At 64.8% G+C, this 23,293-nt stretch carries 21 protein-coding genes and 1 pseudogene; 9 read left to right on the forward strand and 13 right to left on the reverse strand.

Features of this window, described 5'->3' with window-relative positions; all coding sequences use genetic code 11:
• Position 1 precedes the first annotated feature (1 nt).
• The 3 genes from L0U81_RS23400 to L0U81_RS23410 all read right to left on the reverse strand — a co-directional run bounded on the left by L0U81_RS23400 (position 2) and on the right by L0U81_RS23410 (position 4,599).
• Complete coding sequence (locus tag L0U81_RS23400) at positions 2-1,240, reverse strand: ABC transporter substrate-binding protein (RefSeq protein ID WP_233805963.1); 1,239 nt, start codon at positions 1,238-1,240, stop codon at positions 2-4.
• A gap of 97 nt (positions 1,241-1,337) precedes the next feature.
• Complete coding sequence (locus L0U81_RS23405; protein WP_233805965.1) at positions 1,338-2,750, reverse strand: GH1 family beta-glucosidase; 1,413 nt, start codon at positions 2,748-2,750, stop codon at positions 1,338-1,340.
• Between the two features lie 310 nt (positions 2,751-3,060).
• Positions 3,061-4,599, reverse strand: a complete 1,539-nt coding sequence (locus L0U81_RS23410) for a methyl-accepting chemotaxis protein (protein ID WP_233805967.1) — start codon at positions 4,597-4,599, stop codon at positions 3,061-3,063.
• A 310-nt stretch (positions 4,600-4,909) separates the two neighbouring features.
• Between L0U81_RS23410 and L0U81_RS23415 the strand changes: the two genes are divergently transcribed.
• The 3 genes and pseudogenes from L0U81_RS23415 (at position 4,910) to L0U81_RS23425 (ending at position 6,341) form a co-directional block, all read left to right on the forward strand.
• Positions 4,910-5,293 (forward strand): nuclear transport factor 2 family protein, encoded by a 384-nt coding sequence (locus tag L0U81_RS23415; RefSeq protein ID WP_233805969.1) that lies wholly within the window; start codon positions 4,910-4,912, stop codon positions 5,291-5,293.
• Between the two features lie 102 nt (positions 5,294-5,395).
• Positions 5,396-5,722 (forward strand): annotated as a pseudogene (locus L0U81_RS23420) (lactate/malate family dehydrogenase); the annotation flags it as partial.
• 154 nt (positions 5,723-5,876) lie between these two features.
• Positions 5,877-6,341, forward strand: a complete 465-nt coding sequence (locus L0U81_RS23425) for a hypothetical protein (protein WP_233805970.1) — start codon at positions 5,877-5,879, stop codon at positions 6,339-6,341.
• Between the two features lie 98 nt (positions 6,342-6,439).
• On the opposite strand, the gene L0U81_RS23430 is transcribed toward L0U81_RS23425, so the two are convergent.
• The 3 genes from L0U81_RS23430 to ftrA all read right to left on the reverse strand — a co-directional run bounded on the left by L0U81_RS23430 (position 6,440) and on the right by ftrA (position 9,565).
• Positions 6,440-7,654, reverse strand: a complete 1,215-nt coding sequence (locus L0U81_RS23430; protein WP_233805972.1) for a DUF2252 domain-containing protein — start codon at positions 7,652-7,654, stop codon at positions 6,440-6,442.
• An 85-nt stretch (positions 7,655-7,739) separates the two neighbouring features.
• The gene (locus tag L0U81_RS23435; RefSeq protein ID WP_233805974.1) at positions 7,740-8,507 is read right to left on the reverse strand and encodes a bestrophin-like domain; all 768 of its coding nucleotides are present in this window, start codon (positions 8,505-8,507) and stop codon (positions 7,740-7,742) included.
• A 98-nt stretch (positions 8,508-8,605) separates the two neighbouring features.
• Positions 8,606-9,565, reverse strand: coding sequence for a transcriptional regulator FtrA (ftrA, locus tag L0U81_RS23440; RefSeq protein ID WP_233805976.1), 960 nt, complete (start codon positions 9,563-9,565; stop codon positions 8,606-8,608).
• 121 nt (positions 9,566-9,686) lie between these two features.
• Here ftrA and L0U81_RS23445 point away from each other — a divergent pair, with 121 nt between their 5' ends.
• Together L0U81_RS23445 and L0U81_RS23450 are read left to right on the forward strand one after the other, a co-directional pair.
• Positions 9,687-10,145, forward strand: coding sequence for a rhodanese-like domain-containing protein (locus tag L0U81_RS23445; RefSeq protein ID WP_233805978.1), 459 nt, complete (start codon positions 9,687-9,689; stop codon positions 10,143-10,145).
• 59 nt (positions 10,146-10,204) lie between these two features.
• Positions 10,205-12,292 carry a putative bifunctional diguanylate cyclase/phosphodiesterase gene (locus L0U81_RS23450; protein ID WP_233805980.1) on the forward strand — a complete coding sequence of 696 codons (2,088 nt, stop codon included), beginning with the start codon at positions 10,205-10,207 and terminating at the stop codon, positions 12,290-12,292.
• 9 nt (positions 12,293-12,301) lie between these two features.
• Here L0U81_RS23450 and dapA read toward each other — a convergent pair whose 3' ends face one another.
• Positions 12,302-13,192, reverse strand: coding sequence for a 4-hydroxy-tetrahydrodipicolinate synthase (dapA, locus tag L0U81_RS23455; RefSeq protein ID WP_233805982.1), 891 nt, complete (start codon positions 13,190-13,192; stop codon positions 12,302-12,304).
• A gap of 439 nt (positions 13,193-13,631) precedes the next feature.
• Between dapA and L0U81_RS23460 the strand changes: the two genes are divergently transcribed.
• Complete coding sequence (locus L0U81_RS23460) at positions 13,632-14,924, forward strand: aspartate carbamoyltransferase (RefSeq protein WP_233805984.1); 1,293 nt, start codon at positions 13,632-13,634, stop codon at positions 14,922-14,924.
• 20 nt (positions 14,925-14,944) lie between these two features.
• On the opposite strand, the gene L0U81_RS23465 is transcribed toward L0U81_RS23460, so the two are convergent.
• Together L0U81_RS23465 and L0U81_RS23470 are read right to left on the reverse strand one after the other, a co-directional pair.
• The gene (locus L0U81_RS23465; protein ID WP_233805986.1) at positions 14,945-15,799 is read right to left on the reverse strand and encodes an alpha/beta hydrolase; all 855 of its coding nucleotides are present in this window, start codon (positions 15,797-15,799) and stop codon (positions 14,945-14,947) included.
• Positions 15,800-15,942: 143 nt separating this feature from the next.
• On the reverse strand, positions 15,943-16,767 hold the full coding sequence (locus L0U81_RS23470; RefSeq protein WP_233805988.1) for an NAD(P)H-dependent oxidoreductase: 825 nt from the start codon (positions 16,765-16,767) through the stop codon (positions 15,943-15,945).
• 70 nt (positions 16,768-16,837) lie between these two features.
• Between L0U81_RS23470 and L0U81_RS23475 the strand changes: the two genes are divergently transcribed.
• Positions 16,838-17,746, forward strand: a complete 909-nt coding sequence (locus tag L0U81_RS23475) for a LysR family transcriptional regulator (RefSeq protein ID WP_233805990.1) — start codon at positions 16,838-16,840, stop codon at positions 17,744-17,746.
• Between the two features lie 61 nt (positions 17,747-17,807).
• Here the strand turns inward: L0U81_RS23475 and L0U81_RS23480 are convergent, their stop codons facing one another.
• A complete protein-coding gene (locus L0U81_RS23480; RefSeq protein ID WP_233805992.1) occupies positions 17,808-18,683 on the reverse strand; it encodes an aldo/keto reductase family oxidoreductase in 876 nt (291 codons plus the stop codon).
• Positions 18,684-18,790: 107 nt separating this feature from the next.
• Here L0U81_RS23480 and L0U81_RS23485 point away from each other — a divergent pair, with 107 nt between their 5' ends.
• On the forward strand, positions 18,791-19,717 hold the full coding sequence (locus tag L0U81_RS23485; protein ID WP_233805994.1) for a LysR family transcriptional regulator: 927 nt from the start codon (positions 18,791-18,793) through the stop codon (positions 19,715-19,717).
• 183 nt (positions 19,718-19,900) lie between these two features.
• Positions 19,901-21,100 carry a sensor histidine kinase gene (locus L0U81_RS23490; protein ID WP_233805995.1) on the forward strand — a complete coding sequence of 400 codons (1,200 nt, stop codon included), beginning with the start codon at positions 19,901-19,903 and terminating at the stop codon, positions 21,098-21,100.
• Between the two features lie 11 nt (positions 21,101-21,111).
• On the opposite strand, the gene L0U81_RS23495 is transcribed toward L0U81_RS23490, so the two are convergent.
• The 3 genes from L0U81_RS23495 to L0U81_RS23505 form a co-directional block, all read right to left on the reverse strand.
• Positions 21,112-21,456 carry a hypothetical protein gene (locus tag L0U81_RS23495; protein WP_233805997.1) on the reverse strand — a complete coding sequence of 115 codons (345 nt, stop codon included), beginning with the start codon at positions 21,454-21,456 and terminating at the stop codon, positions 21,112-21,114.
• Positions 21,457-21,458: 2 nt separating this feature from the next.
• The gene (locus L0U81_RS23500; RefSeq protein WP_233807921.1) at positions 21,459-22,430 is read right to left on the reverse strand and encodes a hypothetical protein; all 972 of its coding nucleotides are present in this window, start codon (positions 22,428-22,430) and stop codon (positions 21,459-21,461) included.
• A 260-nt stretch (positions 22,431-22,690) separates the two neighbouring features.
• A complete protein-coding gene (locus L0U81_RS23505) occupies positions 22,691-23,269 on the reverse strand; it encodes a copper-binding protein (RefSeq protein ID WP_233806005.1) in 579 nt (192 codons plus the stop codon).
• Between the last annotated feature and the right edge of the window lie 24 nt (positions 23,270-23,293).

Raw genomic sequence — 23,293 nt, forward strand, 5'->3', positions numbered from 1 at the left:
CCTAGCCCTTCAACGCGCTGGCGAACGCTTTCTGCGCGTCGTCGACGGACTCGTTCTTGTTCCAGAAGTTCGTCACGACGTCGGTCAGCGCGCCCTGCTCATCCGGCGACAGCAGCATTTCCGGATTCGGCAACTGACGCGACTTGTCCTTCATGATCGCGATGCCCGCCTTCGCGCAGATGTCGAGACTGCTGCCGTCCACGTCAGGCCGGATCGGAATCGAGCCTTTTTTCGCGCTGAACGCAACCTGCGCGGACGGCGAGGTCATCACCGTGGCGAGCAGATTCTGCGCCTTGATCGCGGACGCGTTGTCGGTCTTCGGGAACACGAACACGTCGCCCGCGACCAGATACGGCGAACGCGGACCGAAGCCCGGGAAGCAGCCGAAGTCCTTGCCCGCAGTCTGATTCGCCGCGACGAACTCGCCCTTCGCCCAGTCGCCCATGATCTGCACACCGGCCTTGCCCGTGGTCACGAGCGCGGTCGCGTCGTTCCAGTTGCGCCCCGGTGAGCCAGGATCGACGAAATCGTGCAGCCGCTTGAACGACACGAGCACCTTCTTGAACGCCTCCGATTTCACCGCGTTCTGATCGTGATCGCGATAGACCTTCATATACAGGTCCGGGCCGCCCACATCGGCGAGCACCGCGTCGAACGTGATCTTCTCCTGCCACGGCTGGCCACCGAACGCGAGCGGAATCACGCCCGCGCTCTTCAGCTTGCCGAGATCGGCGATGAACTCGTCGTAGCTTTTCGGCTCGCTCGTGATGCCCGCTTTCTGGAACACCGGCTTCGAGTAGAAGAACCATGCCGGCATGTGGATGTCGACCGGGGCCGCGTAGTAGTGACCCTTCACACGGATGCTGTCGAGAATCGACTGCGGGAAGATACCGCTCCAGTTTTCCTTGGTGGCGACGTCGTCGACGTTATTCAGGAGTCCCTGATCAATCAGATCGTGGAACTGCTTCGACGTATTGAACTGGGCGGCGGTAGGCGGATCACCGCCGACGATGCGGTTGATCGCGGTGGCACGCGCCTGATCCCCGCCGGCGACCGCATTGTCGACCCATTCACCGCCGGCCTTGTCGTACGCGTCGGCAAATTGGCGAATCGCGGCCGATTCGCCGCCCGAGGTCCACCAGTGAATCACGTTGGCCTTGAGGGGTTCCGCCTGCGCGACGACGCCATACAGCGCCAGTGCCGCAACCACACCTCGCAAGACCATTCTGTTGCTGTTCATTCCGTCTCCTCCGGGCTCCGTGCCCGTGTGTAAAGTCGAAATACCGACCAGCTCCACCCGGTTTTACATCGTTGTTGCGTCGCTTTGACTATGTTTATTACGCTTGCGCGTTGCGATCTTTGAGAAATTTCGACACCAGTTCGGCACTGCGCTTGATCGTCCGCTGCTGCGTCTGGTAGTCGATATGCACGATGCCGAAACGCCGCTCGTAGCCGAACGCCCACTCGAAGTTGTCCATCAGCGACCACAGGAAATAGCCGCGTACATCGACGCCGGCCTTGATCGCCTGATCGACCGCGGCGAGATGGCGCTTCAGGTACGAGATGCGCTGCGTGTCCTCGACGCGGCCGTCGATCACCTGGTCATTCGATGCCATGCCGTTCTCGGTGATGTAGATCGGCGGCAGATTCGCATACGTTTCCCTGAAACCGGTCAGCAGATCGCGAAGACCGTCCGGGTAAACCTCCCATCCCATCTGCGTGCGCTCGACGCCTTCGAGCGGCACCTCGGTGAAACCATGGCCGCCGTCGCTCGCGACGTTGGTGCGGAAATAATAGTTGATGCCGAGGAAGTCGAGCGGCGTATTGATCTTCTGCATGTCGCCGTCGAGCACGAGCGGCTCGGCATCCGGCCACAGCTCGAACAGGTCTTGCGGATACTCGCCCTTCAACAGCGGATCGAGAATCCACGCGTTGTTCTGAACTTCGAACAGCTCGGCCGCGCGACCGTCGGCGGCGCTGTCGCTGTTCGGCGTGCCGCGCCCGACGTTCGCGACGATGCCCTTGTGCGAGCGCGGATCGTTCGCGCGCAGCACCGGGATCGCCAGACCGTGCGCGAGCAGCAGATGATGCATCGCCTGCGTGGCGAAACGCACGTTCGTGAGCCCCGGCGCATGACGGCCGACGCAGTAGCCGAGGTACGCGGAACACCACGGCTCGTTTAGCGTCATCCATGCGTCGACGAGGCCGTGCAGCTCACGGCTCATCAGGTCTGCGTAATCGGCGAAACGGTACGCGGTTTCGCGATTGAGCCAGCCGCCGCGATCCTCGAGATGCTGAGGTAGATCCCAGTGATACAGCGTGACGAAGGTCGTGATGTTCTTCTCTTTGAGCCGTTCGAGCAGGCGCTTGTAGAAGTCGAGCCCCTTGCGGTTGGGCGCGCCGTTTTCGTCCATCACGCGCGGCCATGCGGTCGACAGCCGGTACGCTTCGAGGCCGAGCCCAGCGAGCAGATCGACGTCCTGTTCCCAACGATGATAGTGATCGCACGCGACGGCGCCGGTGTCGCCGGCCAGCACCTTGCCCGGCGTCGCAGAGTACGTGTCCCAGATCGACGGCAGACGGCCGTCTTCGTTGACCGCGCCTTCGATCTGGTACGACGCGGTAGCCGCGCCGAGCAGAAAGTCCTGGCGCCACAGCGACGAATCGGCGGGCGGCGTGAATGGGTCGGTATGGGGGCCGCCGTAAGCGGGATAGGCGGCGTCGGTGACTGCGGATGCGTCGTTTTCCACGGATTCTCTCCTGCTATGAGGTCGTTGAACCGGGTGTGGTGGAACTTTAGGCGCTGACGTTCGAGCATGGCGTGAACGCTTGATTGGAAGCGCTTCCACACTGGCTGGCGAAAGATTGCAGCGGGGAAATCGCCGCAGCAATCCGGATTTGTCTGGAGGGGCCGCTGGCACGCTTGCGAGCTTGATGCTGGGTGCATCAGGTGGCGGATCCTGACGGAATTCCGGCCAGCGGATCAGGTTGTCAGGCTATGACGAGATGCTGGAGAGAGATTTCGAGAGTCAGTTGTAGCGGCGTGTGGACCCGCCGCACTCAGGCGTTTTTCGACGACATCAGCCCATCGCCACGGTTGACGCTGCACTGGACCGCCCAGCGGCCACCGAGGGCGGGCGCGATGTAGCCGATCTTTTCCACCGGTTGCTTCGTAACGGGATGTCGTCCGTTGAATTCGATCCAGCCTCCGCCCTGATCGACCGCGCGCCAGCTGGCGTCCCGGATCGCTGTCTGGTCGTCGCCCGGCAGCGCGTCCTTGCGCAGCTTGCCCGCCTTGCTCGGGTCGGAGCCAAAGGCCCGGAAATAGTCGTCGCGGTCCGCAACGACGATGTAGAGGTCGCGATCGTGAAAGCCGCCTTTCGGGTCGTGAAACCGGCGCACCGCGTTCTCGGGCCCCTCGGTGTCGACCAGTCGGGCCGCACGCTCCGCCATGGCCCGGGCTTCCCCCGCGCAGCCCTGTCGCAGCCGGATATTTTTCACCCCATCGCTGAGCCGGTCGGCGCGGTCCCGCATCAGGCTCGCCGTTTCCGCCGCCCCGCCGACCATCTGGCCATTGCGCTGAGTGATGCCGTCCAGCACCTCGACCGCCTGCGCGATTTCCTGCAGCCCTGCGGTCTGCTCGTTGCTCGAGCGCGCGACGTCACGCAGCAAAGAGGCCACCTCGCTGACCGCGTCGACCGCCTGCGCCAACAGATTTCTGCTGCCTTCGATGGCCTGCACCCCGTCGCTCACCTCGTCACGAGAATGCTGGATCAGTTTCTTGACCTCCCCGGCCGCTTGCGCGCTGCGCTGCGCCAACGCGCGCACTTCGGCGGCGACCACGGCGAAACCGCGACCGTATTCGCCGGCCCGGGCAGCCTCCACCGCGGCGTTGAGTGCAAGGATGTTGGTCTGGAAGGCGATGCCGTCGATCACACCGAGGATCTCCCCCATCTCGCGCGAACGTTGCTCGATGCGCTCGATGCTTTCGACCGATGCGCGCACCGCGGCCTGCCCCGCAACCGCATCGGCATGCGCACGAGTGGACTGCTCATCGGCTTGGCGCGTCTGATCGGTGTTGTAGCGCACGGCTTCCAGCAAGGCATCGAGCGAGGCACGGGTCTGCTCGAGGCTGGCCGCCTGCGATTCGGTACGCTGCGACAGCGAGGTCGCTTGTTGGGTGGCCTGAGCCCCGCCCATCGCGATCAACTCGGCTTCGCTGCGGATGCGCGCCACCATTTGCGACAACTGGTAGGCAAGCAGACGGCCCTGCTCGCCCAGCGCCGTCAGTTCGTCGTGCCCCGGCAAAGAAGCGTCGTGCATCAGATCGCCGTCGCACAGCGCATTCAACTGGGCCCGCAAGGTCGAGACCGCCTGCATCAGGCCGGCCCCGAACAGGCCAAAAATCACCAGAAACTGCGCCAATCCGATCACGGCGCCATAGCTGCCGCACCAGAGCGCCGCCGCGATGGCGCCAATTGCGCTGAGCGCGGCAATCGTCCACTGCACGCGCAGGTTCCAGCGACGCAATGTCCACTTGAGCGGGAGAGAGGGGGATCGTGCGGCGGCAACGTGTGGCGTCTCTTTATAGGTCGACATGGAATTGCCTCACCTTATTTTTTGTCTCTGATTGCTGGCCATGCGCCTCAGAACGCAGCCCGGTAGCACGTTGCTGGCGTGCATGTTTTTGCGTGTGAGGAGACGCCCCGTAAGCGAGGTCGTCACGGAGCGCATCGCTCCGGCAACCCCCCGTCTCCGTTGAGTTCGCGCTGCGCGGCGCTTACCGCCGAGCCAAACTCGCGCGCAAATTCTGCCACAAGGAGGAATGGCAAGACAATCGTAAACACCAGCATTTCCATTCCATTTTATTTATCGCGCAAACTGGAACACCTCGACCCGGAGACGCTCCATGAACGAAGAAGCCATACGTGAGGCCTTGAACGCACACTGGCAGGCCTCGGCGGCCGGCGATCTCGACGCCGAACACGATATCTACGATGACGATGCGATCTGCGACTACCCACAATCAGGCGAGCGAATCCGCGGACGAGTCAATTTGCAGGCATTGCGCAGCCATCATCCCGGGAAGCCATCCGGCTTCGATGTCCGGAGAATTCAAGGCGACGGCAATCTCTGGATCACCGAGTACACCATCAGCTATCAGGGGCGCATCGCTTACACGGTCAGCATGATGGAGTTCCGCGACGGCAAGGTCGTCCACGAGACGCAGTATTTCGCGGATCCGTTTGAGGCACCGGATTGGCGGAGTCGATGGGTTGAGCGGATCGCGTGAAAAACGCGTTGCGGCCGTGTAGAACCAAGGTCCGATTGATGGGAAATGCGCGCGTGCGACTATCTCGGCGGGGGTTGAAGCTCGAACTGACCGAGGTTCGCAATGCGGCAAGCCAAAGTCGTGATCGTCGGCGCCGGGCTGGTTGGAGGATCGGCAGCCCTGTTCGTGGCGTTGGCCATTCCGAGCGCGCAAGTCGTCATCATCGACGTCGCGCGAGTGCGCGCTGAAGGACAGGTTCTGGATCTCGCACATGCCGCCGCATTCTGGGGGCACAGCCGTTTCAAGGCAGGCGATTACAAGGACGCGCGCGACGCCGACATCGTCGTGATTACCGCCGGCGCCGGCGTCAAATCCGGCGAAACTCGCCTGCACCTGGCCAAAACCAATGCGGACATCGCGGCGGGAATCGTCGATCGCATCGCGCCGCTCGCGCCCGAAGCCATCTATCTGATCGCGACCAACCCGTGCGACGTGGTGACCGGCGCCGTCTACGGCCGCCTGCATTGCGCGCGAGCGCCTCATCAGCACCGGCACCTCGCTCGACACCGGGCGGCTGCGTTCACTGCTGTCCGAGCGGCTCGGCGTGGTGGCGTCCGCGATTCATGCCTATGTGCTCGGCGAGCATGGCGAATCGGCCTTGATCCAGTGGTCCGGCGCGACGGTCTGCGGCATGCCGCTCGAAACCTTCCTGACGAGACACGGCAAGGTGCTGGGCTCCACCAGCAGGGATCTGATCCTGCGCTCCGTGCACGAGGCGGCGAAGCTCATCAAGGAAGGCAAGGGCGCTACCCACTACGGCATCGCCAGCGCGATAGGACGGATCTGCGAGGCCATCGTGCATGACACCGATCTGATCCTCACGGTGGGCATCGTCCAGGCTGAAGTGGAAGGCGTACCGGACGCGTGCGTGTCGCTGCCGATGGTCGTCAATGGGGCGGGCGCGCGGTTGATCGCCTATCCGGAACTCGATCCCATCGAGCGTGAAGCACTGTTAGGCAGCGCGCGCAGCGTCAAGGAGGCGACGGAAAGCGTGCTCGCCAAGCGATGACCTTTTCTGCGCGACCTGCGATACGGCAGATCACCTTCATGGACTTTAGAAGGGCTATCAGTGAAGGAAATCCGCACCAGCCCCCATCCAACGCCTCACTAAGCCGAGATCCTGACCTCAAACGCCCCTCGATCATAAGCTTCACAATAAGCCTTCCAATCCGCCGCGACCTGCGCCTCGCACTGCGTCGCCAGATCGATCAACGGCAGTTGCCAATCGCGCCGATTCCCGAACGCGATCAGATCATCCGCGATCGCCGACTTCTGCCGCCCTCCGCTGCGCAGATGCGCCCATGCGCTCAGCTCGGCCATGCTGTTGATGATTTCCTCGAGCCGTGGCAGCTTGCCGTTCCAGTCGGCGAGCGCCACGCGATCTTCCGACGGCTGCAAACCGCGCAGCACATAGGAGCGCTCGTCGAACTCGACCGCGTGCAAAAATGCCTGCGATACCGCCTGATTGCGCCGCTGCACTTCGACGACACGCTGCGCCTCGGTCTGCCACTTCGGCTGCGCAGCCTTCACGTGCACACTCACGGACGATGGCAGTGCCTCTTTCAAATCGATCAGGTAGTTGCCATCCGGCGAGCCCTTGCCCTCGACCAGAATCACATACCGATCGACACCCAGGCTGCCAGTTCCCGCAATGCGCCGCGCGACATCGAGCGTGCGGTAGAACTCGGGATTCGGCTCCGTCGCCGCGAAGCGCTGCATGAACTGCGCGACCGCCGCGCGCTGTTGGTCGCTAACAGGTAGCGCCTTCTTGCCGTCGACCTTCAGCATGCGCGTCTTGCCTTTCAGCACGGTACGCCGGTCCAGATGCGCGGCGCGCGTGCGGCTCCCGAGCGCGTCGAACAGATCGCGCACCATGCCCGTCGCGGTCTCCGCTTCGATCCAGCGCGACTTGCCGAACGCAAGCGCGGCGCTGTATGCGTCGAGCGCGGTATGACACAGCGCGAGCGCCTCGGCGCGGCTCAGCTTCAGGTCGGCCGCGCCGACCAGCACGCTCGTCAACAGACGGACGAGCTCATAAGGAACCGGTGCGAGACAGGCTTCGTCGAAGTCGTTGTTGTCGAAGTAGACGAGGCGATTGTCGCCCTTGTAGCTACCGAAATTTTCCAGGTGCATGTCGCCGCAGATCCACACATGCGGCGCGTCGTCGAGCACTTTCGCGCGCGGCAAACGCTCATAGAACAGATGACAGGTGCCACGCAGGAACACGAACGGCGAGCCGCGCATGGCTTTGTACTTCATCGCGAGCCGTTCGGGGTCGCGGCCGGCGTTGAAACTGGCGATGGTCCTGGCGATGTCGGACATAAGGGATTCCGTCGTATGAGCGCAAGCTCGAGGTGAGTTCAATGGCTGTTGTGACCTCGGCGCGCACCGCGAATTCAATGCAGGTTCAACGCGGATGCAGCGAAGTCACCAGTGACTGCAGATTGACCGGGCGCACATGAATCATGCCGCCGCGCGGACTGTCGATATCGGCGACCAGCGCAAACGCCAGCGCCACCACCAGCGGCACGACCAGCAGCAAGCCCTCGCCGGCCTTCAGCGCCCGCGCGCCGTAGCCGACCAGCAGACTCGCGCAGATCGCCATCACGACCATCAATCCCCACGCCCCGTAAGGGATGCGGTCCCACCACGCGGCCTGCGCGTAGCCCTGCATGTTGAGCACGTCGTTGATCGCGGTGACGACGAGCGCCGCGATCGGCGTCGGCTGCGCGGTCGCCGCATTCCTGACGGCCATCCACATTTCCTGCTGCAGGCGCGTGGTGTCCGCGTCCACCCGGTCGAGCTCCCGCGTATCGCGCGTCGTGTAGAACAGCACGCGCACGTCGAGATAGTCGATGAGCAATGCGCGGAGCGCGGCCGCATCGGCGGCGGGCAGCAGGTCGGCGCGCACGTAGGCGGTACTGATCGCGCTCGCCTCCTCTTCCTCGTAATGCTCGCGAAGGTCATAGCGGCCTACCGCCATCGAAAACGTAAAGCCGATGATCAGAGCAAGCAGCGTCAGCGTCGCGGTCTGGACCACGCTGAAGTCGTCGCGGGCATCGTCGGTGATTTTGCTCAAGCGCCGCAGCAGCGTCGCGCCGACGCGCGCCGCCAGCCACATCAATCCGAACGACAGGACGAACACGAGCTCGGCATGATTCAGAACGTTTGGCATGGCGCGCGGTTTTTCTTCTGGTGATGGATAGGGGACGCTGTGAATTCAGGATGAATTCATGCTGCAATGTACTCTTGAATCGCAGCGCCCGGCCCCTCTTACCCCTCACCCCCAAACCTGCGCCGATACGCCCCCGGACTCGTCAACGCGATGCGACGAAAATGCCGCCGCAACGACTCTTCCGACCCGAACCCCGCCAGCTCGGCGACGCGCGTCATCGGCAGCGGCGGCGTCGCTTCGAGCAACTCACGCGCAATCGCGACGCGTTCCCTGACGAGCCACTCATAAGGCGCCATGCCGGTCGCATCGCGGAACTGTCGTTGCAGCGTGCGCGGGCTCATCGCCGCGCGCCCGGCGAGCGAGTGCAACGTATGCGGTTCGGCCGCGTGGCTGCGCACCCAGTCCATCAGCTTCGCGATACGTCCGCTCTCATCGTGCGGCATCGGGCGCGGCACGAACTGCGCCTGGCCGCCCTCGCGATGCGGCAGCACCACGAGCCGTTGCGCGACGCGATTCGCGACCGCACTGCCATGATCGCGCCGCACCAGATGCAGCAGCATGTCGAGCCCGGCCGCCGATCCGGCCGACGTAATCACCTGCCCTTCGTCGACATACAGCGCGTCGGGCTGTACGCGCAGTTGCGGATAGCGCTGCTGCAACTTGTCAGCGTAGCGCCAGTGCGTGGTCACGTTCTTGCCGTCGAGCACGCCGGCCGCCGCAAGCACGAACACGCCCGAGCAGATCGAGCAGAGCCGCGCGCCGCGCTCGTAGGCCGCGCGAATCCGGCGCAGCAGCGCGGCAGGCGGCACTTCGTCGGGGTCACGCCAACCCGGAATCACGATCGTGTCGGCGTTCGCGAGCAGCTTCAGCGTGTACGGCGCGGCCACCGTGATGCCGCCCGCCGCTCGAATCGGACCGGGCTCGCCCGCGCAGACCGCGAAGCGATACCACGGCACGCCTAGCTCGGGACGTTCGAGCGCGAACAGTTCGGTCACGCAGCCGAATTCGAAGGTGCAGAGCCGGTCATAGGCCAGCGCGACGACGAGATGGTTGTGCATGGCGCGATGTTACCGGAGATTGACGATCACGCCACTTATCCGGCGACCGGCCGCCCGGCACACTGATCGTGTCTGAAACGCGCGCGACAGACCTTCCGATCAACTCGCCCCCCTCCTTACCATGACTCACGACAACTCCACCGCCTCCACTCCGAACGCCGTCACCGCGATCCCTGCTGCCGACAGCGCCACCGCGCTCGCCCACTTTCACGCGTCGCTGCGCTTCGAAACCGATTGCGCCGACGTCCACGCCGCGCTCGCGAGCGGCGCGCCCGGCTTCGTGCTGCTCGACGTGCGCAGTTCCGCACTGTTCGCGCAGGGCCACGTGCCCGGCGCGCTGAATCTGCCGCACGGTAAGATCGTCGCGTCGAAGCTGGCCGCCTATGCACCGGACACGCTGTTCGTCACCTACTGCGCCGGCCCGCACTGCAATGGCGCGGCGCGCGGCGCACTGCGGCTCGCCCAGCTCGGGCGGCCGGTCAAGCTGATGGCGGGCGGCGTCACCGGTTGGCTCGACGAGGGCTTCACGCTGAGCCACCATGACACTTCGTCCCCGGTTGGCAAATCGCGAAGAAGTTAAACAAAAGTTCGCGAAGTGCCGATAACATGTTCAGCCGGACTCCTCCCGGCGGACCCGATATGCAGAGTTCATACAATCTTTGGCTGGTCGCGATTTCGTTCGCGGTCGCGACGCTCGCGTCGTACACCGGGCTCGATCTGACCGGCCGCATCTTTTTGCTCGCCTCGGCGCGCCGGCGGCATGCATGGCTGCTCGGCGGTGCGCTCGCGCTCGGCGTCGGCATCTGGTCGATGCACTTCATCGCGATGCTCGCGTTCTCGCTGCCGATCCCGCTTGGCTACGACCTCGCGCTGACCGCCTGCTCACTCGCGCTGGCAATCGGCGCGTCATATCTGGCGCTCTCCATGACGACCCGCGAGCGCCTGACGCCGGGCCGGCTGCTGGCGGGCGGCGTGCTGATGGGGATCGGTATCGCCGGGATGCATTACACCGGCATGGCGGCGCTGCGCATGGCGCCCGCGATTCACTACCAGCCGGCGTGGTTCGCAGCCTCGCTCGCGATCGCGATCGGTGCTTCGAGCGCCGCGCTATGGATGGCACGCGCGCTCAGCAACGAACACGAGAGCCATATCGCGCGCAAACGTCTCGCAGCGGCGCTCGTGATGGGCCTCGCGATCAGCGGAATGCATTACACGGGCATGGCCGCCGCCAGCTTCGCACCCGGCGCGATCTGCGGCGCGGCCAACGACATCAACGCGACATGGCTCGCCACCTCGGTGATCCTGCTGACGTTCGCGGTGCTCATCGTCACGCTGATGCTGTCGCGCTTCGACGTGCACACCACGTTCCTGCTCGGCAAGATGTCGAAGCTGAACGGCCAGATCGTGCGGCTCGCGACGCTCGACGCGCTGACCGGCCTGCCGAACCGTGCGACGTTGACCGAGCGGATCGAACGCGCGATTAGCGTCGCACGCCGCCAGCACACGTCGTTCGCGGTGCTGTTCATGGATCTCGACGGTTTCAAGACGATCAACGATTCGCTCGGCCACTCGACCGGCGATGCAGTGCTGTCCGCGTTCGCGCAGCGCCTCCAGCAGTGCGTGGGTTCGAGCGACACCGTCGCGCGAATCGGCGGTGACGAGTTCGTCGTGCTCGCGGAGCACCTCACGTCCGGCGACGACGCGGCCCAGCTCGCCGACGGCGTGCTCGACCGGATGCGCCAGGGCATGTGGAGCGACGAGCAACCGCTGCAGGTGATGCCGAGCATCGGCATCGCACTCTATCCGCGCGACGGCGACAGCGTCGACACACTGCTCAAGCACGCCGACGCCGCGATGTACGAAGCGAAGCGCGCGGGTCGCGGCACCTACCGCTTTTTCGAGCGCAGCATGAACGAGGCCGCCATGCGCACGCTGCAGATCCAGCAAGCGCTGCACGAAGCCTTGGTGAACGATCGTTTCTCGCTGCAGTTCCAGCCGAAGTTTCATCGCGGCGGCGACGTGCTCGCGGGCGCCGAGGCGCTGATCCGTCTGCACGATCCGCAGATGGGCGCGTTAACGCCGCTCGAATTCATCCCGGTCGCCGAGCGCTCCGGGCAGATCGTGCAGATCGGCTACTGGGTCGTGCGAGAAGCCTGCCAGCGCATTCGCGGCTGGATCGAACAGGGTCTGCCGGCGATCAAGGTGGCAATCAACCTGTCGCCGCGTCAGCTGGTGCAGCCGGACCTCGTCGAGACGATGCTCGAGATCGTCGCAAGCGAGGGCGTAGCGTGCGAGCAGATCATGTTCGAGATCACCGAGAGCGTCGCGATGCATGACGCCGCGCGCACGGTCGACGTGATCCGCGCGTTTCAGGCAAGCGGCTTCGACATCTCGATCGACGACTTCGGCACCGGGTATTCGAGCCTCGCGTATCTGCAGCGCTTTCAGGCGAAGCAACTGAAGATCGACCGCTTCTTTACCAGCGGTCTCGACACGCACGGCGCCGCGGGCAGCGCGATCGTGTCGGCGATCATCGCGCTTGCGCACTCGCTTCAAATGGACGTGGTCGCCGAGGGCGTCGAAACCCAATCGCAGCTCGACAAGCTGCGCTCGATGATGTGCGACGAAATGCAGGGCTTCCTGCTCGGCAGGCCGGTCAATGCCGACGACTTCGCCGCAATGCTCAAAGGGCGAATGGCGGCCGCTCGTGAACAAAGCGCGCTTTGAAGGACTTGTCTAACGCGTCTCCCCTAAGGCCGCCAGCCGTTCGGTCAACGCCCCGCTCGCACGCGTCATCGGCAAACGTAATTCATTGCTCACCCACCCTCCCGCCGCAAGCAACGCCTTGATCGGCGCGGGATTCGGTTCGGCAAACGCGAGCTGAATCTGCGGCACGAGCGCGTGAAAAATGCGCCGTCCTTCGTCGAGCTTCCCCTCCGTCAACGCGCGATGCAGCGCGACGAAACGCTCGGGCCGCCAATGCGCCGACGCCGCGATCGCCCCGCTCCCACCCGCGCACAACGTCGTGAAGACCTCGAGGTCGTTCCCCGCCAGAACCTGCAGGCGGCCGTCGCGAATCAGCGCAAGCGTCGTGTCGAGCGAACCGGCGCAATCCTTGATTGCCTGAATCCGAGGATGCGCGGCGAGCGTCAGCAGCGTGTCGAGTTCGAGCCGCACGCCGGTGCGCTGCGGAATGTCGTACAGCACGACCGGATGCGCGCTCGCGTCGGCGAGCGCGCTGAAGTGCGCGACGATGCCGTCCTGCGCGGGCCGCGTGTAATACGGCGCGGCGATCAACACGCCGGCAATCGGCAACCGGTTGAGCTGCCCGATCCGCTCGCACATGCTCGCCGTGTGATTGCCCGAGACGCCCACCAGCACCGGCAACTTACGCCGCTGCGGTGACGCGCTGGCGGCGGCTGCCGCCGCGTCGAGAATCGTCGCGAGCACGGCGTCTTGTTCGGCGGCGTCGAGCGTGGCCGGCTCGCCGGTCGTGCCGAGCGCGACCAACCCGGCCACGCCGGCGTCCGCATAACGGCGCACCAGCGCACGCAATGCGGCATGATCGACGGCGCCGTCAGCGAACGGCGTGATCAGCGGAATCCAGATACCCGAGAAATCAGACATGTTTTCTACCTCGATGACGACCGTATCGAATCCGGGTCAGCGGTGCGAGGGAGAACAGGGGGAAAGCCGCAGGCGGGCGGTCGACCGGTCGTTCCGTCGCACATCTGACGACGGAACAGCGTGCTCCGGTCAGATGAGCGGCTGTTTTTTGGCTTTGGCGCCGACGTTGCGCGAACAACCATTCGGGCGTGCAACCGCCGCGCTCGACTGAGCGGTGCAGATAGGGAGCGACGAACGGAGTCGGAACGTGGGGCCGGAGTGCATGACCCGCAGTGTAACCGCGAAACCGGCGCCGCAGGCAGTCCCGTAAGCCTCACGAAACGGGGCGCGGAGAAAAACGCTTGACTTCTACGCGCGGGACACTAATATACGCACCGCGTACATCTACGCGTTTTGCTGCCTTACTCCCCGCCGACCCCATTTTGCGACAGGTGCCCTCATGAGCGTTCCGCAACAAGCTTTCCTACGCGATGCGATGCGTCGCCTGAACATGACGCGCGATACGTTCGCGAACCGCATCGGCGTTTCGCGCCGGGCGCTGGACACGTGGCTGCTGCCGGACGACTCGCAGGAATCGCGGGCGATGCCGGAAATCGTCGAGCGTTTCGTGTCGGAGATCGTCGCCAACACCGAGCCGGGCGAAGGATATACGCAAAGCGTAGACTCGCAATCGCTCGCAGGCCAAATCCTGTTCGAGGGCAAGCCGCAGTTGTTGTCGGTCGATCAGTTTTCGCGCGACTCGGTCGAGGCGCTCTTTCGCGTCGCCGACATCATGCAGCCGATCGCCCGGCGCCGCAAAATCTCGCGCGTGCTCGAAGGCGCGGTGCTCGGCAATCTGTTCTTCGAGGCGAGCACACGTACCCGCGTGAGCTTCGGCGCGGCGTTCTGCCGGCTTGGCGGCTCGGTGTGCGACACGACCGGCTTCACGTTCTCGTCGATGGCAAAGGGCGAATCGATCTACGACACGAGCCGCGTGATGAGCGGCTACGTCGACGCGCTGGTGATCCGCCACCCGGAGCAAGGCTCGGTGGCCGAATTCGCGCGCGCGACCAACGTGCCGGTGATCAACGGCGGCGACGGTCCCGGCGAGCATCCGAGCCAGGCGCTGCTCGATCTGTACACGATCCAGCGCGAGTTCTCGCGCCTCGGCAAGATCGTCGATGGCGCGCATATCGCACTGGTCGGCGACCTCAAATACGGACGTACCGTGCACTCGCTCGTGAAGCTGCTGGCGCTCTATCGCGGCATCAAGTTCACGCTGATTTCGCCGCCGATGCTCGAAATGCCGGGCTATATCATCGAGCAGATTTCGCGCAACGGTCACGTGATCGAACAGACACACGACCTGCGCACCGGCCTGCGCGGCGCCGACGTCGTGTACGCAACGCGCATCCAGAAGGAGCGCTTCGCCGACGAATCGTTCGAGGGCTACACGCCCGACTTCCAGATCAACCAGGCGCTCGTCGATAGCGTGTGCGGCACCGACACGCTGATCATGCACCCGCTGCCGCGCGACAGCCGGCCCGGCGCGAACGATCTGAGCACCGACCTCAATCACGATTCGCGGCTCGCGATTTTCCGGCAAACCGACAACGGCATTCCGGTGCGGATGGCAATTTTCGCGGTGCTGCTCGGCGTCGACAAGCTGGTCCAGCATTCGATGCGCGATGCCGCGTGGCGTCCGCCCGTCTACCTCGGCCCGGACGACGCGGTGTTTCACGGCATCGATTGAGGCGGGCAGTCTTGCGCGAGTCAGGCCGCGGCGTGCCCGTCACGCATTTCGCGCGCCGCCTGCCTGAACGTGCCGGCAAAGAACAGCACCTGATATTTGACCGCGTTCGACCAGTACTTCCATGTATGGCCGCCGGGCCGCTCGGCGTAATCGTGCGGCACGCCGAGTTCGACGAGCCGCTCGTGCAGTAGACGGTTCGACTGCACGAGCGAATCGTTCACGCCGCAATCGATCGTCAGCGCGATATGGTCGCGGCCGAAATCCTGCGCACTCGCGACGATCGCTTCGCTACTCCAGAAGTCCGCATGTTGCAACGGGTCGCCGAACACGCGCTCGATGCCCCGCTCGTCCGCGCTGCCGCGCGGGTCCACCGCGCCGCTGATGCTGCCCGCCGCGCCGAACGCGTCGGGCCGGTCGAGCGCAATGCGTAGCGCGCCGAATCCGCCCATGCTCAAGCCCGTGATCGCGCGCGCCTGCTTCGTCGCGATCGTGCGGAAATTGCTGTCGATATAGGCCACCACTTCGGTGCCGACATAGGTTTCGTAGCGGCTGCGCGGATCGAAGGGGCTGTCGATGTACCAGCTCTCGTGGCCGCCGTCAGGCATCACGAGGATCACGTGATAGCGGTCGGCGAGCTTGCCGATTTGCGAATTCGCGGTCCAGTCCGTGTAATCGCCGCCCGAGCCGTGCAGCACGTAGACGACCGGAAAGCGCCTGGTCTGGTCGCCGCGCGCATACTGATCGGGCAGCACGACCGTTGCATCGAACGAGCGAAGCATCGCCGCGCTCGGAATCGTGACGACGCGCGACTGAAACGCCCACGCGGGCGACGCGATCAGCATCAGAACGAGCCAGAACGTACGGACTGGATTCATGGTGGGTCGCCCTCCGGTTGACTTCCGGCTGCTTACATTCGTCAGGCATCCCGAGGAAACCGCCACGGCATGCCTCGTCCTATGTCGTGGACGACTCTAGCAATCGCGACTTACAACCAAATTTCAGCCAAAAATACGCCCCGTCAGGCTTCAGTTGCTTCGGCGGCCTCAGCTGATGCTTCCGCGCCCGCACCTTCGAGGTGCGCCGCGAAGCCGACTCGCCCCGGCGCAAGATCGTCCCGCAATGTGAGCGCCGGAATCGCATACGCGCCGCCATTCTGTGGCCGGAACGCGATCGGCGCGGACGTCCAGAGAGCGTCGAGCCGTCGTCCGAGCGCCTCGCTGACCTGCTCATACTTCGCCTCGTCGACACGGCTCGTACGATAGACGACGAACGGCGGCAACACCTCGAAGCCGGGGTAATACAGCACGCCATGCTGGATCGGGAACAGCACGTCATCGATCGGACCGTTGATGCCGCGTGCGCTGTAGTGCGACTCCCAGCCGCCCGTCGTCACGACCAGCATCGCGCGCTTGCCTGCGAAACGGCCCTCGCCGTAACGCTCGCCCCAGCGCGCATCGGAATGCTCGCCGACGCCATAGGCGAGACCGTAGGCATAGACGCGCTCCACCCAGCCCTTCATGATCGCCGGCATCGAGAACCACCACAGCGGAAACTGCAGGATCACCGCATCGGCCCACATCAGCTTGTCCTGCTCGCGCGCGATGTCCTCGCTCTGCAAGCCGTTCTCGAACGCATGCTTCGATTCGAGCGACGGAAAGAAGCGCTCGCTGCTGTGGCGCACGCTGCTGTCGTTTGCATCGAGCGACGCTTTCCAGTTCATCGCGTACAGATCGGACACCTGCACCGTATGGCCGGCGCGTTCGAGATGCCGGACCGTGAAGTCCTTCAGCGAACCGTTCAACGATTTCGGTTCGGGATGCGCATAGACGATAAGAACGTTCATGATGAGACCTTCGTGGCTGAAAACAGTCACGATAGATGTCGTCGAGGTATATTGGAAATGAATTCCCAATATGTCAGGTATTGCCGTGGTTAATCTCAGAAGGCTCGACCTCAACCTGCTGGTCACGCTCGACGTGCTGCTCGAAGAGCACAACGTGACCCGCGCCGCCGAACGGCTGAACTTCTCGCAGCCGTCAGTCAGCGTGCATCTGGCGAAACTGCGCGACGTATTCGGCGATCCGCTGCTGTTGCCCGGACCGCGCGGCATGCGACCCACCGCGAAAGCGCAGGCACTGCGCGAGCCGTTGCGCGAAGCCCTCGACGCGCTGCAGCGCGCGGTCGCGCCCGCGACCCCGTTCGATCCGGCCGCGGCGACGCAAACCTGGCGCATCGCCGCAACCGACTACGCGGAATCGACGATCATCCTGCCGATGCTCGCTGGCCTGCGCGCGGCGGCGCCGGGCACGCGTCTCGCGATCGTCGAGGCGGTGCCGCCTCGGCTCGCCCGCCAGGCTGAACAGGGCGACATCGATATCGGCTTCCATACGAGCGAAGGCGCGCCCGAAGGGTTGCGCCGTCGCGTGCTGTTTGCCGAGCGCTATGTGCTCGTCGGCCGGGCGGGTCATCCGAAGCTCAAGCGTCGCCCCACGCTCGCGCAGTTCTGCAAGCTCGAGCACGTGATCGTATCCCCGGATGGCGGCGGCTTTTTCGGCGTCACCGACGAAACGCTTGCGAAGGCGGGGCTCGCGCGCAAGGTCGTGCTGTCGGTGCCGCACTTTCTGTTCATGCAATCGGTGCTCGCAAGCACCGACCTCGTGGGGATGCTGCCTGCGCGTCTCGTGCGTGACTCGGACGCGTTGCGGATGGTCGAGCCGCCCGTCGAGGTGCCGGGCTACGAAATGGCGATGCTCTGGCACGAGCGCGTGCATCGCGATCCCGCGCATCAATGGTTGCGGGAGTTCATTGCGGCATCGGTTTGATACGCTGCCGCAATGGCGCCGTCGCCCGCTGTGCAAGCAGCGCGTGTTGCGAAACCGAACCTCAGCCCTTCTCAGCGCCGATCGCATTCAGTTGATCGAGCACCTCGTCGCTCAGTTTCAACTGCGCGGCCTGCAGGTTTTCGCGCAGATGTCCAACCGAAGACGTGCCCGGAATCAGCAGAATGTTCGGCGCCCGATGCAATAGCCACGCGAGCGCGACCTGCATCGGCGTCGCACCGAGCTTGTGGGCAAGGTCCGACAGCTCCGCCGATTGAATCGGCGTGAAGCCACCCAACGGGAAAAACGGCACGTAGGCAATGCCCTGCTCCGCGAGCGCATCGATCAGCGCATCGTCGTCGCGATGCACGAAGTTGTAGTGGTTCTGCACGCACACGATCTTCGTGATGCGCTGTGCCTCGGCAATCTGTGCGGCCGTCACGTTGCTCAGCCCGACATGACGCACGAGACCTCGCTGCTGCAACTCGGCGAGCGCCGTGACCTGCTTTTCGATCGAGCCTTCGCTCGGCGCGTGCACGTTGCCCATCACACGCATGTTGACCACGTCGAGCGCATCGAGCCCGAGGTTGCGCAGATTGTCGTGCACCGCGCGTTCGAGGTCGGCGGGCTCCTGCGCCGGCAGCCACCCGCCGGCGCTGTCGCGCACCGCGCCCACCTTCGTGACGATCGTCAGATCGCGCGGATACGGATACAACGCCTCGCGGATCACCTGATTGGTCACATGCGGCCCATAAAAATCGCTTGTATCGATGTGGTCGACGCCCGCTGCGATCGCTTCGCGCAGCACCGCCAGCGCCGCTTCGCGGTCTTTCGGCGGCCCGAACACGCCGGGGCCGGCCAGCTGCATCGCGCCATAGCCCATGCGCCGCACCGGGCGGCCGGCGAGCGCGAAAGTGTCGATAGAGCTGAAGTTCGGCATGACGATCTCCTGGTGAAGTGGTGAGCGGCAGTATCGCCGGAATTGCGTTGTTGAATAAACCGGTCTAACGTGTACGGGTTGTTCAAAAATCTGCACAATCAATCGCCATGGAACTGAATGATCTGGCCGCCTTCGTTTCGGTCGCCCGCGCGGGCGGCTTTCGCGACGCGGCGCGCGTGAGCGGCGTGTCGGCGTCGAGTCTGAGCGTCGCGGTGCGGCGCCTCGAAACGAAGCTCGGCCTACGCCTGCTGAACCGCACCACGCGCAGCGTGGCGCCGACCGAAGCCGGGCTGCGTCTGATCGAGAAACTGACGCCGCTGTTCGGCGAAATGGAAGCGGCGCTCGACGTGCTGAACGGCTTTCGCGACAAGCCCACCGGCACGCTGAGGCTCAACGTGCCGTCGAGCGTCGCGCGCATCGTGCTGCCGGACGTGCTCGCGCGGTTTCTGAAGCAGTACCCCGATATTCGCGTCGAAGTCGTGGTCGAGGATGGCTTCGTCGATGTGCTGTCGATCGGCTGCGACGCGGGGATTCGCTACGACGAACGCCTCGAGCAGGACATGATCGCGGTGCCGATCGGCGCGCGCGTGCAGCGCTTCGCGACCGCCGCGTCGCCCGCTTATCTCGACGCGCACGGCCGCCCCGGGCATCCCAGCGAACTGCTTGCGCATGCCTGCCTGCGTGGGCAATTCGCGAGCGGCGCGCTGCCGACGTGGTACTTCGAGCGCGATGGCGAGCTGCTGCAACTGAATCCGACCGGACCGCTGCTGGTGCGGCCCGGCGCCGCGATCGACCTCGCGGTCAGCGGCGCGATCGCGGGCCTCGGCATCATTCATCTGTTCGAAGACATGCTGCGCCCGCATCTGGCCAGCGGCGCACTCGAAGCGATTCTGGAGCCGTGGTGGCAGCGCTTTTCAGGACCGTTCCTCTACTATCCGGGCCATCGTCATGTGCCCGCGCCGTTGCGCGCCTTCGTCGATTTCCTGAAGGCCGGTTCAGAAGGTCTACTGAGTAATGACGTGGCACGCACATAATATGGCAACGCCGGCTCGTAGGTCGCCAGCGGCAATTGCGCGGATAATGACGCGGATTGCCAGTGCGCATCGGGTCACCTGGCTAACCGGCGGAAAAACAGGCCTGCGGTGCCCGTGCAAATCGAGGCGATCGGGACCGTTAGAATGTTTGCGAGTTGTTGAAACTTCATACCGATAGCCACCATGACCGACAGACACGGGAGCCCGCTGCAAAATTTCGCCCACTTCATCCGCGCGGAACGGGACCGCCTGACGCGGCAGTGGATGCATGCCGTCTCCATCGACCCTGATCTCGTGGAAGCGGACCAGCTCACCTATCAGCAACTGGCCGACCATCTGCCGGAGATTCTCGACGAGGTATGCGTCGCGCTCGATGCGGACGACCTGGAACGCGTCGAAACATCGATCGAACGCGAAGCGAAAAAGCACGGCAAGGTTCGTTGGCGTCAGGGTTACCGCATCGAAGAGCTGGTGCGCGAACTGGACCTCTTTCAGCAGGTGCTCGTCGAAGCGCTCGAAGCATTCATCGAGCGCGACAAGTTGTGCACGCGCCGCCACGAGAGCCGCGCGCGGCGCCTGATCGCCGACGTATTCAGCATGGTCACGTATGCGTCGATCAAGGAAGTGGTCAGCGAACGCGATCGCAAGATCGACGAATACACGGGACGGCTCGAACGCGCGAATCACGAATTGACGCGCGGGCAACGGCTGGTCGGCGAGCTGCACGAATCGCGGATGCAGATCACGCGCAGCGTTGTGCACGATCTGCGCAATTTCCTCAATGCGTTTTCGGTCGCACTGCAAGTGATCGAGCGAGCGCCGTCGAAAGCCGATACCGCGTTGACCCTCGCGAACCGCCAGGCCGCCGACATGAAGCAACTGGTCGACCAGATGATCGAGTACTCGGTCGTGCTCGGCGACTCGGCGCCGCTCGTGCTCGAACCCGTCGATTTGCGCGAGCTCTTCGACGAACTCGTCGCGTCGACGCGGCCGTCGATCGAGGCGAAGGGGCTCGCGTTGCGCAGCGCATTCGATGCCGCGCTGCCGGTCATCACGTCGAATCGGCTGAAGCTCAAGCAGATCGCGGTCAATCTGCTGTCCAACGCGATCAAGTACACGAAGTCGGGGCAAGTCGAATTCCGGTTCGAGACGCATGGCGCCGAACACTGGACGATGCGCGTGTCCGATACCGGCGTCGGCATCCCGCCCGCCGACGCGGATCGCGTGTTCGACGAATTCGAGCGCGCGGCCGGCGAGGAGATTCCGGGCACGGGGCTCGGGCTCGCCATCGTCAAGGAGCTGTGCCACGTGCTCGATGGGCAGATCGAATTCGCATCGCGCGAAGGCGTGGGGACCACGTTCGAGATCCGGTTTGCGATCTGACGCGGCGGCCTTCAATGTAGTTGCCGTGCAGGCCTGCCACGATCGACGGGTAGGCACGCGCTCATCGCGCCGTTCCGTTCGCTCAACCCGCGCACGACCACCTCCGATGATTTGCCGTCTCGGCGCGCGAGTTCGGCCAGGTCGAGCAATGCGGCGTAGCGCGCGGAACAGTCTCTCGTTGCGCTGACGGCGGGGTTCGCGTGAAGGTCGTCGTTGGCATCGCTGGCGTCCATCAACGCATTGATCGTCAGCAACGTTGCCACGACGATCGTCGCGAACGCGGCTGCTTTGCACCGCGCGGCACCACGCGACCGCCAGGATTCGACGCAGGCTCTGATTCGCATCGCCGCGCTCATCCTCAGGCCCAATGCGCCGGCACCCACACGCGCCCGACCCAATGGCCCGGCACCCACACGGCAGGCCGCGGCGCCGGCACGACATACACGGGGCGCGGGGCGACGTACACGGCCGGCGGCGGGGGCGGCGGCACGTACACCACCGGCGGCGGCGGAACGTACGCGGGCGGTGGCGTCACCACGACGGGCTTCGGCGCCACGTAGACGACCGGTGGCGGCACGACGACCGGTGGCGGAGGCGGCGCGACCACCACCGGCTTCGGCGCGACGACCACGGTCGTGCCGGTAGTGGTCGTCCCGCCCGCGACCACCACGCCGCCGGTTACCACCGTGCCGCCCGTCGTCACCGTGTTGCCCTGGGTGCCGGTCACGCTCGTCGACGTCGTCACGACACCAGGCGCGACCCGCGTCGCGGTGCCCGAGTGATAGACGCTGTTGTTGTCCGGGCCCGTCACCGTGCCCGAGCGCGCGCAGGTCGAACCCGCGCAATTCGTCGACGCCGAATGATTGACCGTATTGCCGTTCGAACCCGTGATCGAGCCTGACGACGAATACTGTCCCGGCGCGGTGCGCGTGACGTCGCCGGACGTCGTCGCGGTTTTGCCGTCCGGACCGGTCAGCGTGCCGGTATGCGAGCAGGAACCGCCCGCGCAGTTCGTGTCGCCCGAATGCTGCACCGAATTGCCGTAGCGGCCGGTCGCGGTGCCCGAGTTCGAGAACTGGCCGGGCGCCGTGCGCGTGACCGTGCCGGTGTTGCTCGCGAAGCCGCCATACGGGCCGGCGACGCTACCCGAATGCGAGCAGCTACCGCCGCCGCACGAGCCATAGTGCGCGCCGTTATAGACGCCGCGCGACGTGTACGCGGTGCCGTGCCCCGACCACGCGAACGCCGATGCGCTGCCGAGTGCGAAGACAGCGGCAGCCCCGCCGAGCACCACGTTGCGCAGCGCGCTGCGTGCGACGTTAGCGAACATCTTGTCGGAACCTGCGAATGAACGATTTTTCACGGAGTGTCCTTGCTGGATTCGGGCCACTTGCGTTGCTGCCGCGTGGCGACGAACGGACTATAGGAGGACACACCGCGGAAATCATCAGGGAAGATATGTCGCGCTGTTTCACCGTGGCGCAGGCCCGCCAGGCAAGGGTTTGCGGGCATCTGGCCGCCAGCGCGACATAATTCGACATAGTTGGCGAAACAAACGCGGCTGCGGGAATGGGCCGCGAACCTGGCTGCTCACTGCCCCACCGGCGTCACCTGCACCGCGGCAGCCGACACGAACACCGCACGCAAGGTATCGCCGACCTTGACGTCGCTCAGATCGACATCCGGCGCGGCTTCGAACGTCTGTGTCTGATGCGCGCCGCGCAGCGTCACGAGCCGCTGCTTGCGATCGATCTTCATTACCGTCGCCAGCACGTCGGTCTGCCGCGCCGACTCGTAGCCGCCCGACGCCGGTGTATCGCTCTGCCTGTCGATTCGCTCGCGAATCCCCTTGCCCGCGCCGCCGACCTTCTCGGCCTTCGTGAGCAGCGCATTCTTGTAGAGCACGTCGATGTGATCACCGATCTTCAGCTGATCGAAACCGGCGGCCTGCTGGCTAACGAGCACGATGACGACGTTGCCGCCCGGGCCCTTCAGCGTCAGCGCGCGGTCGCCCGCATCGATGCCGACGATCTCCGCCGTCATGTGCACCGGCTGCGTCGCGCCGAGCACCGCTTGCGCGGTGCTCGCCATGTCGTCCTGCGCGCGCCCCGGCTGGGCCGCGGCCACTGCCGCGAGCATCAACGCTGCGCCTATCGCCGCTGTCTTCATTCGCGTTCTCTTCGAGCAAGGTTG

Origin of the sequence: Paraburkholderia sp. HP33-1 (genome assembly GCF_021390595.1) — a bacterium.
Classification (GTDB): domain Bacteria; phylum Pseudomonadota; class Gammaproteobacteria; order Burkholderiales; family Burkholderiaceae; genus Paraburkholderia.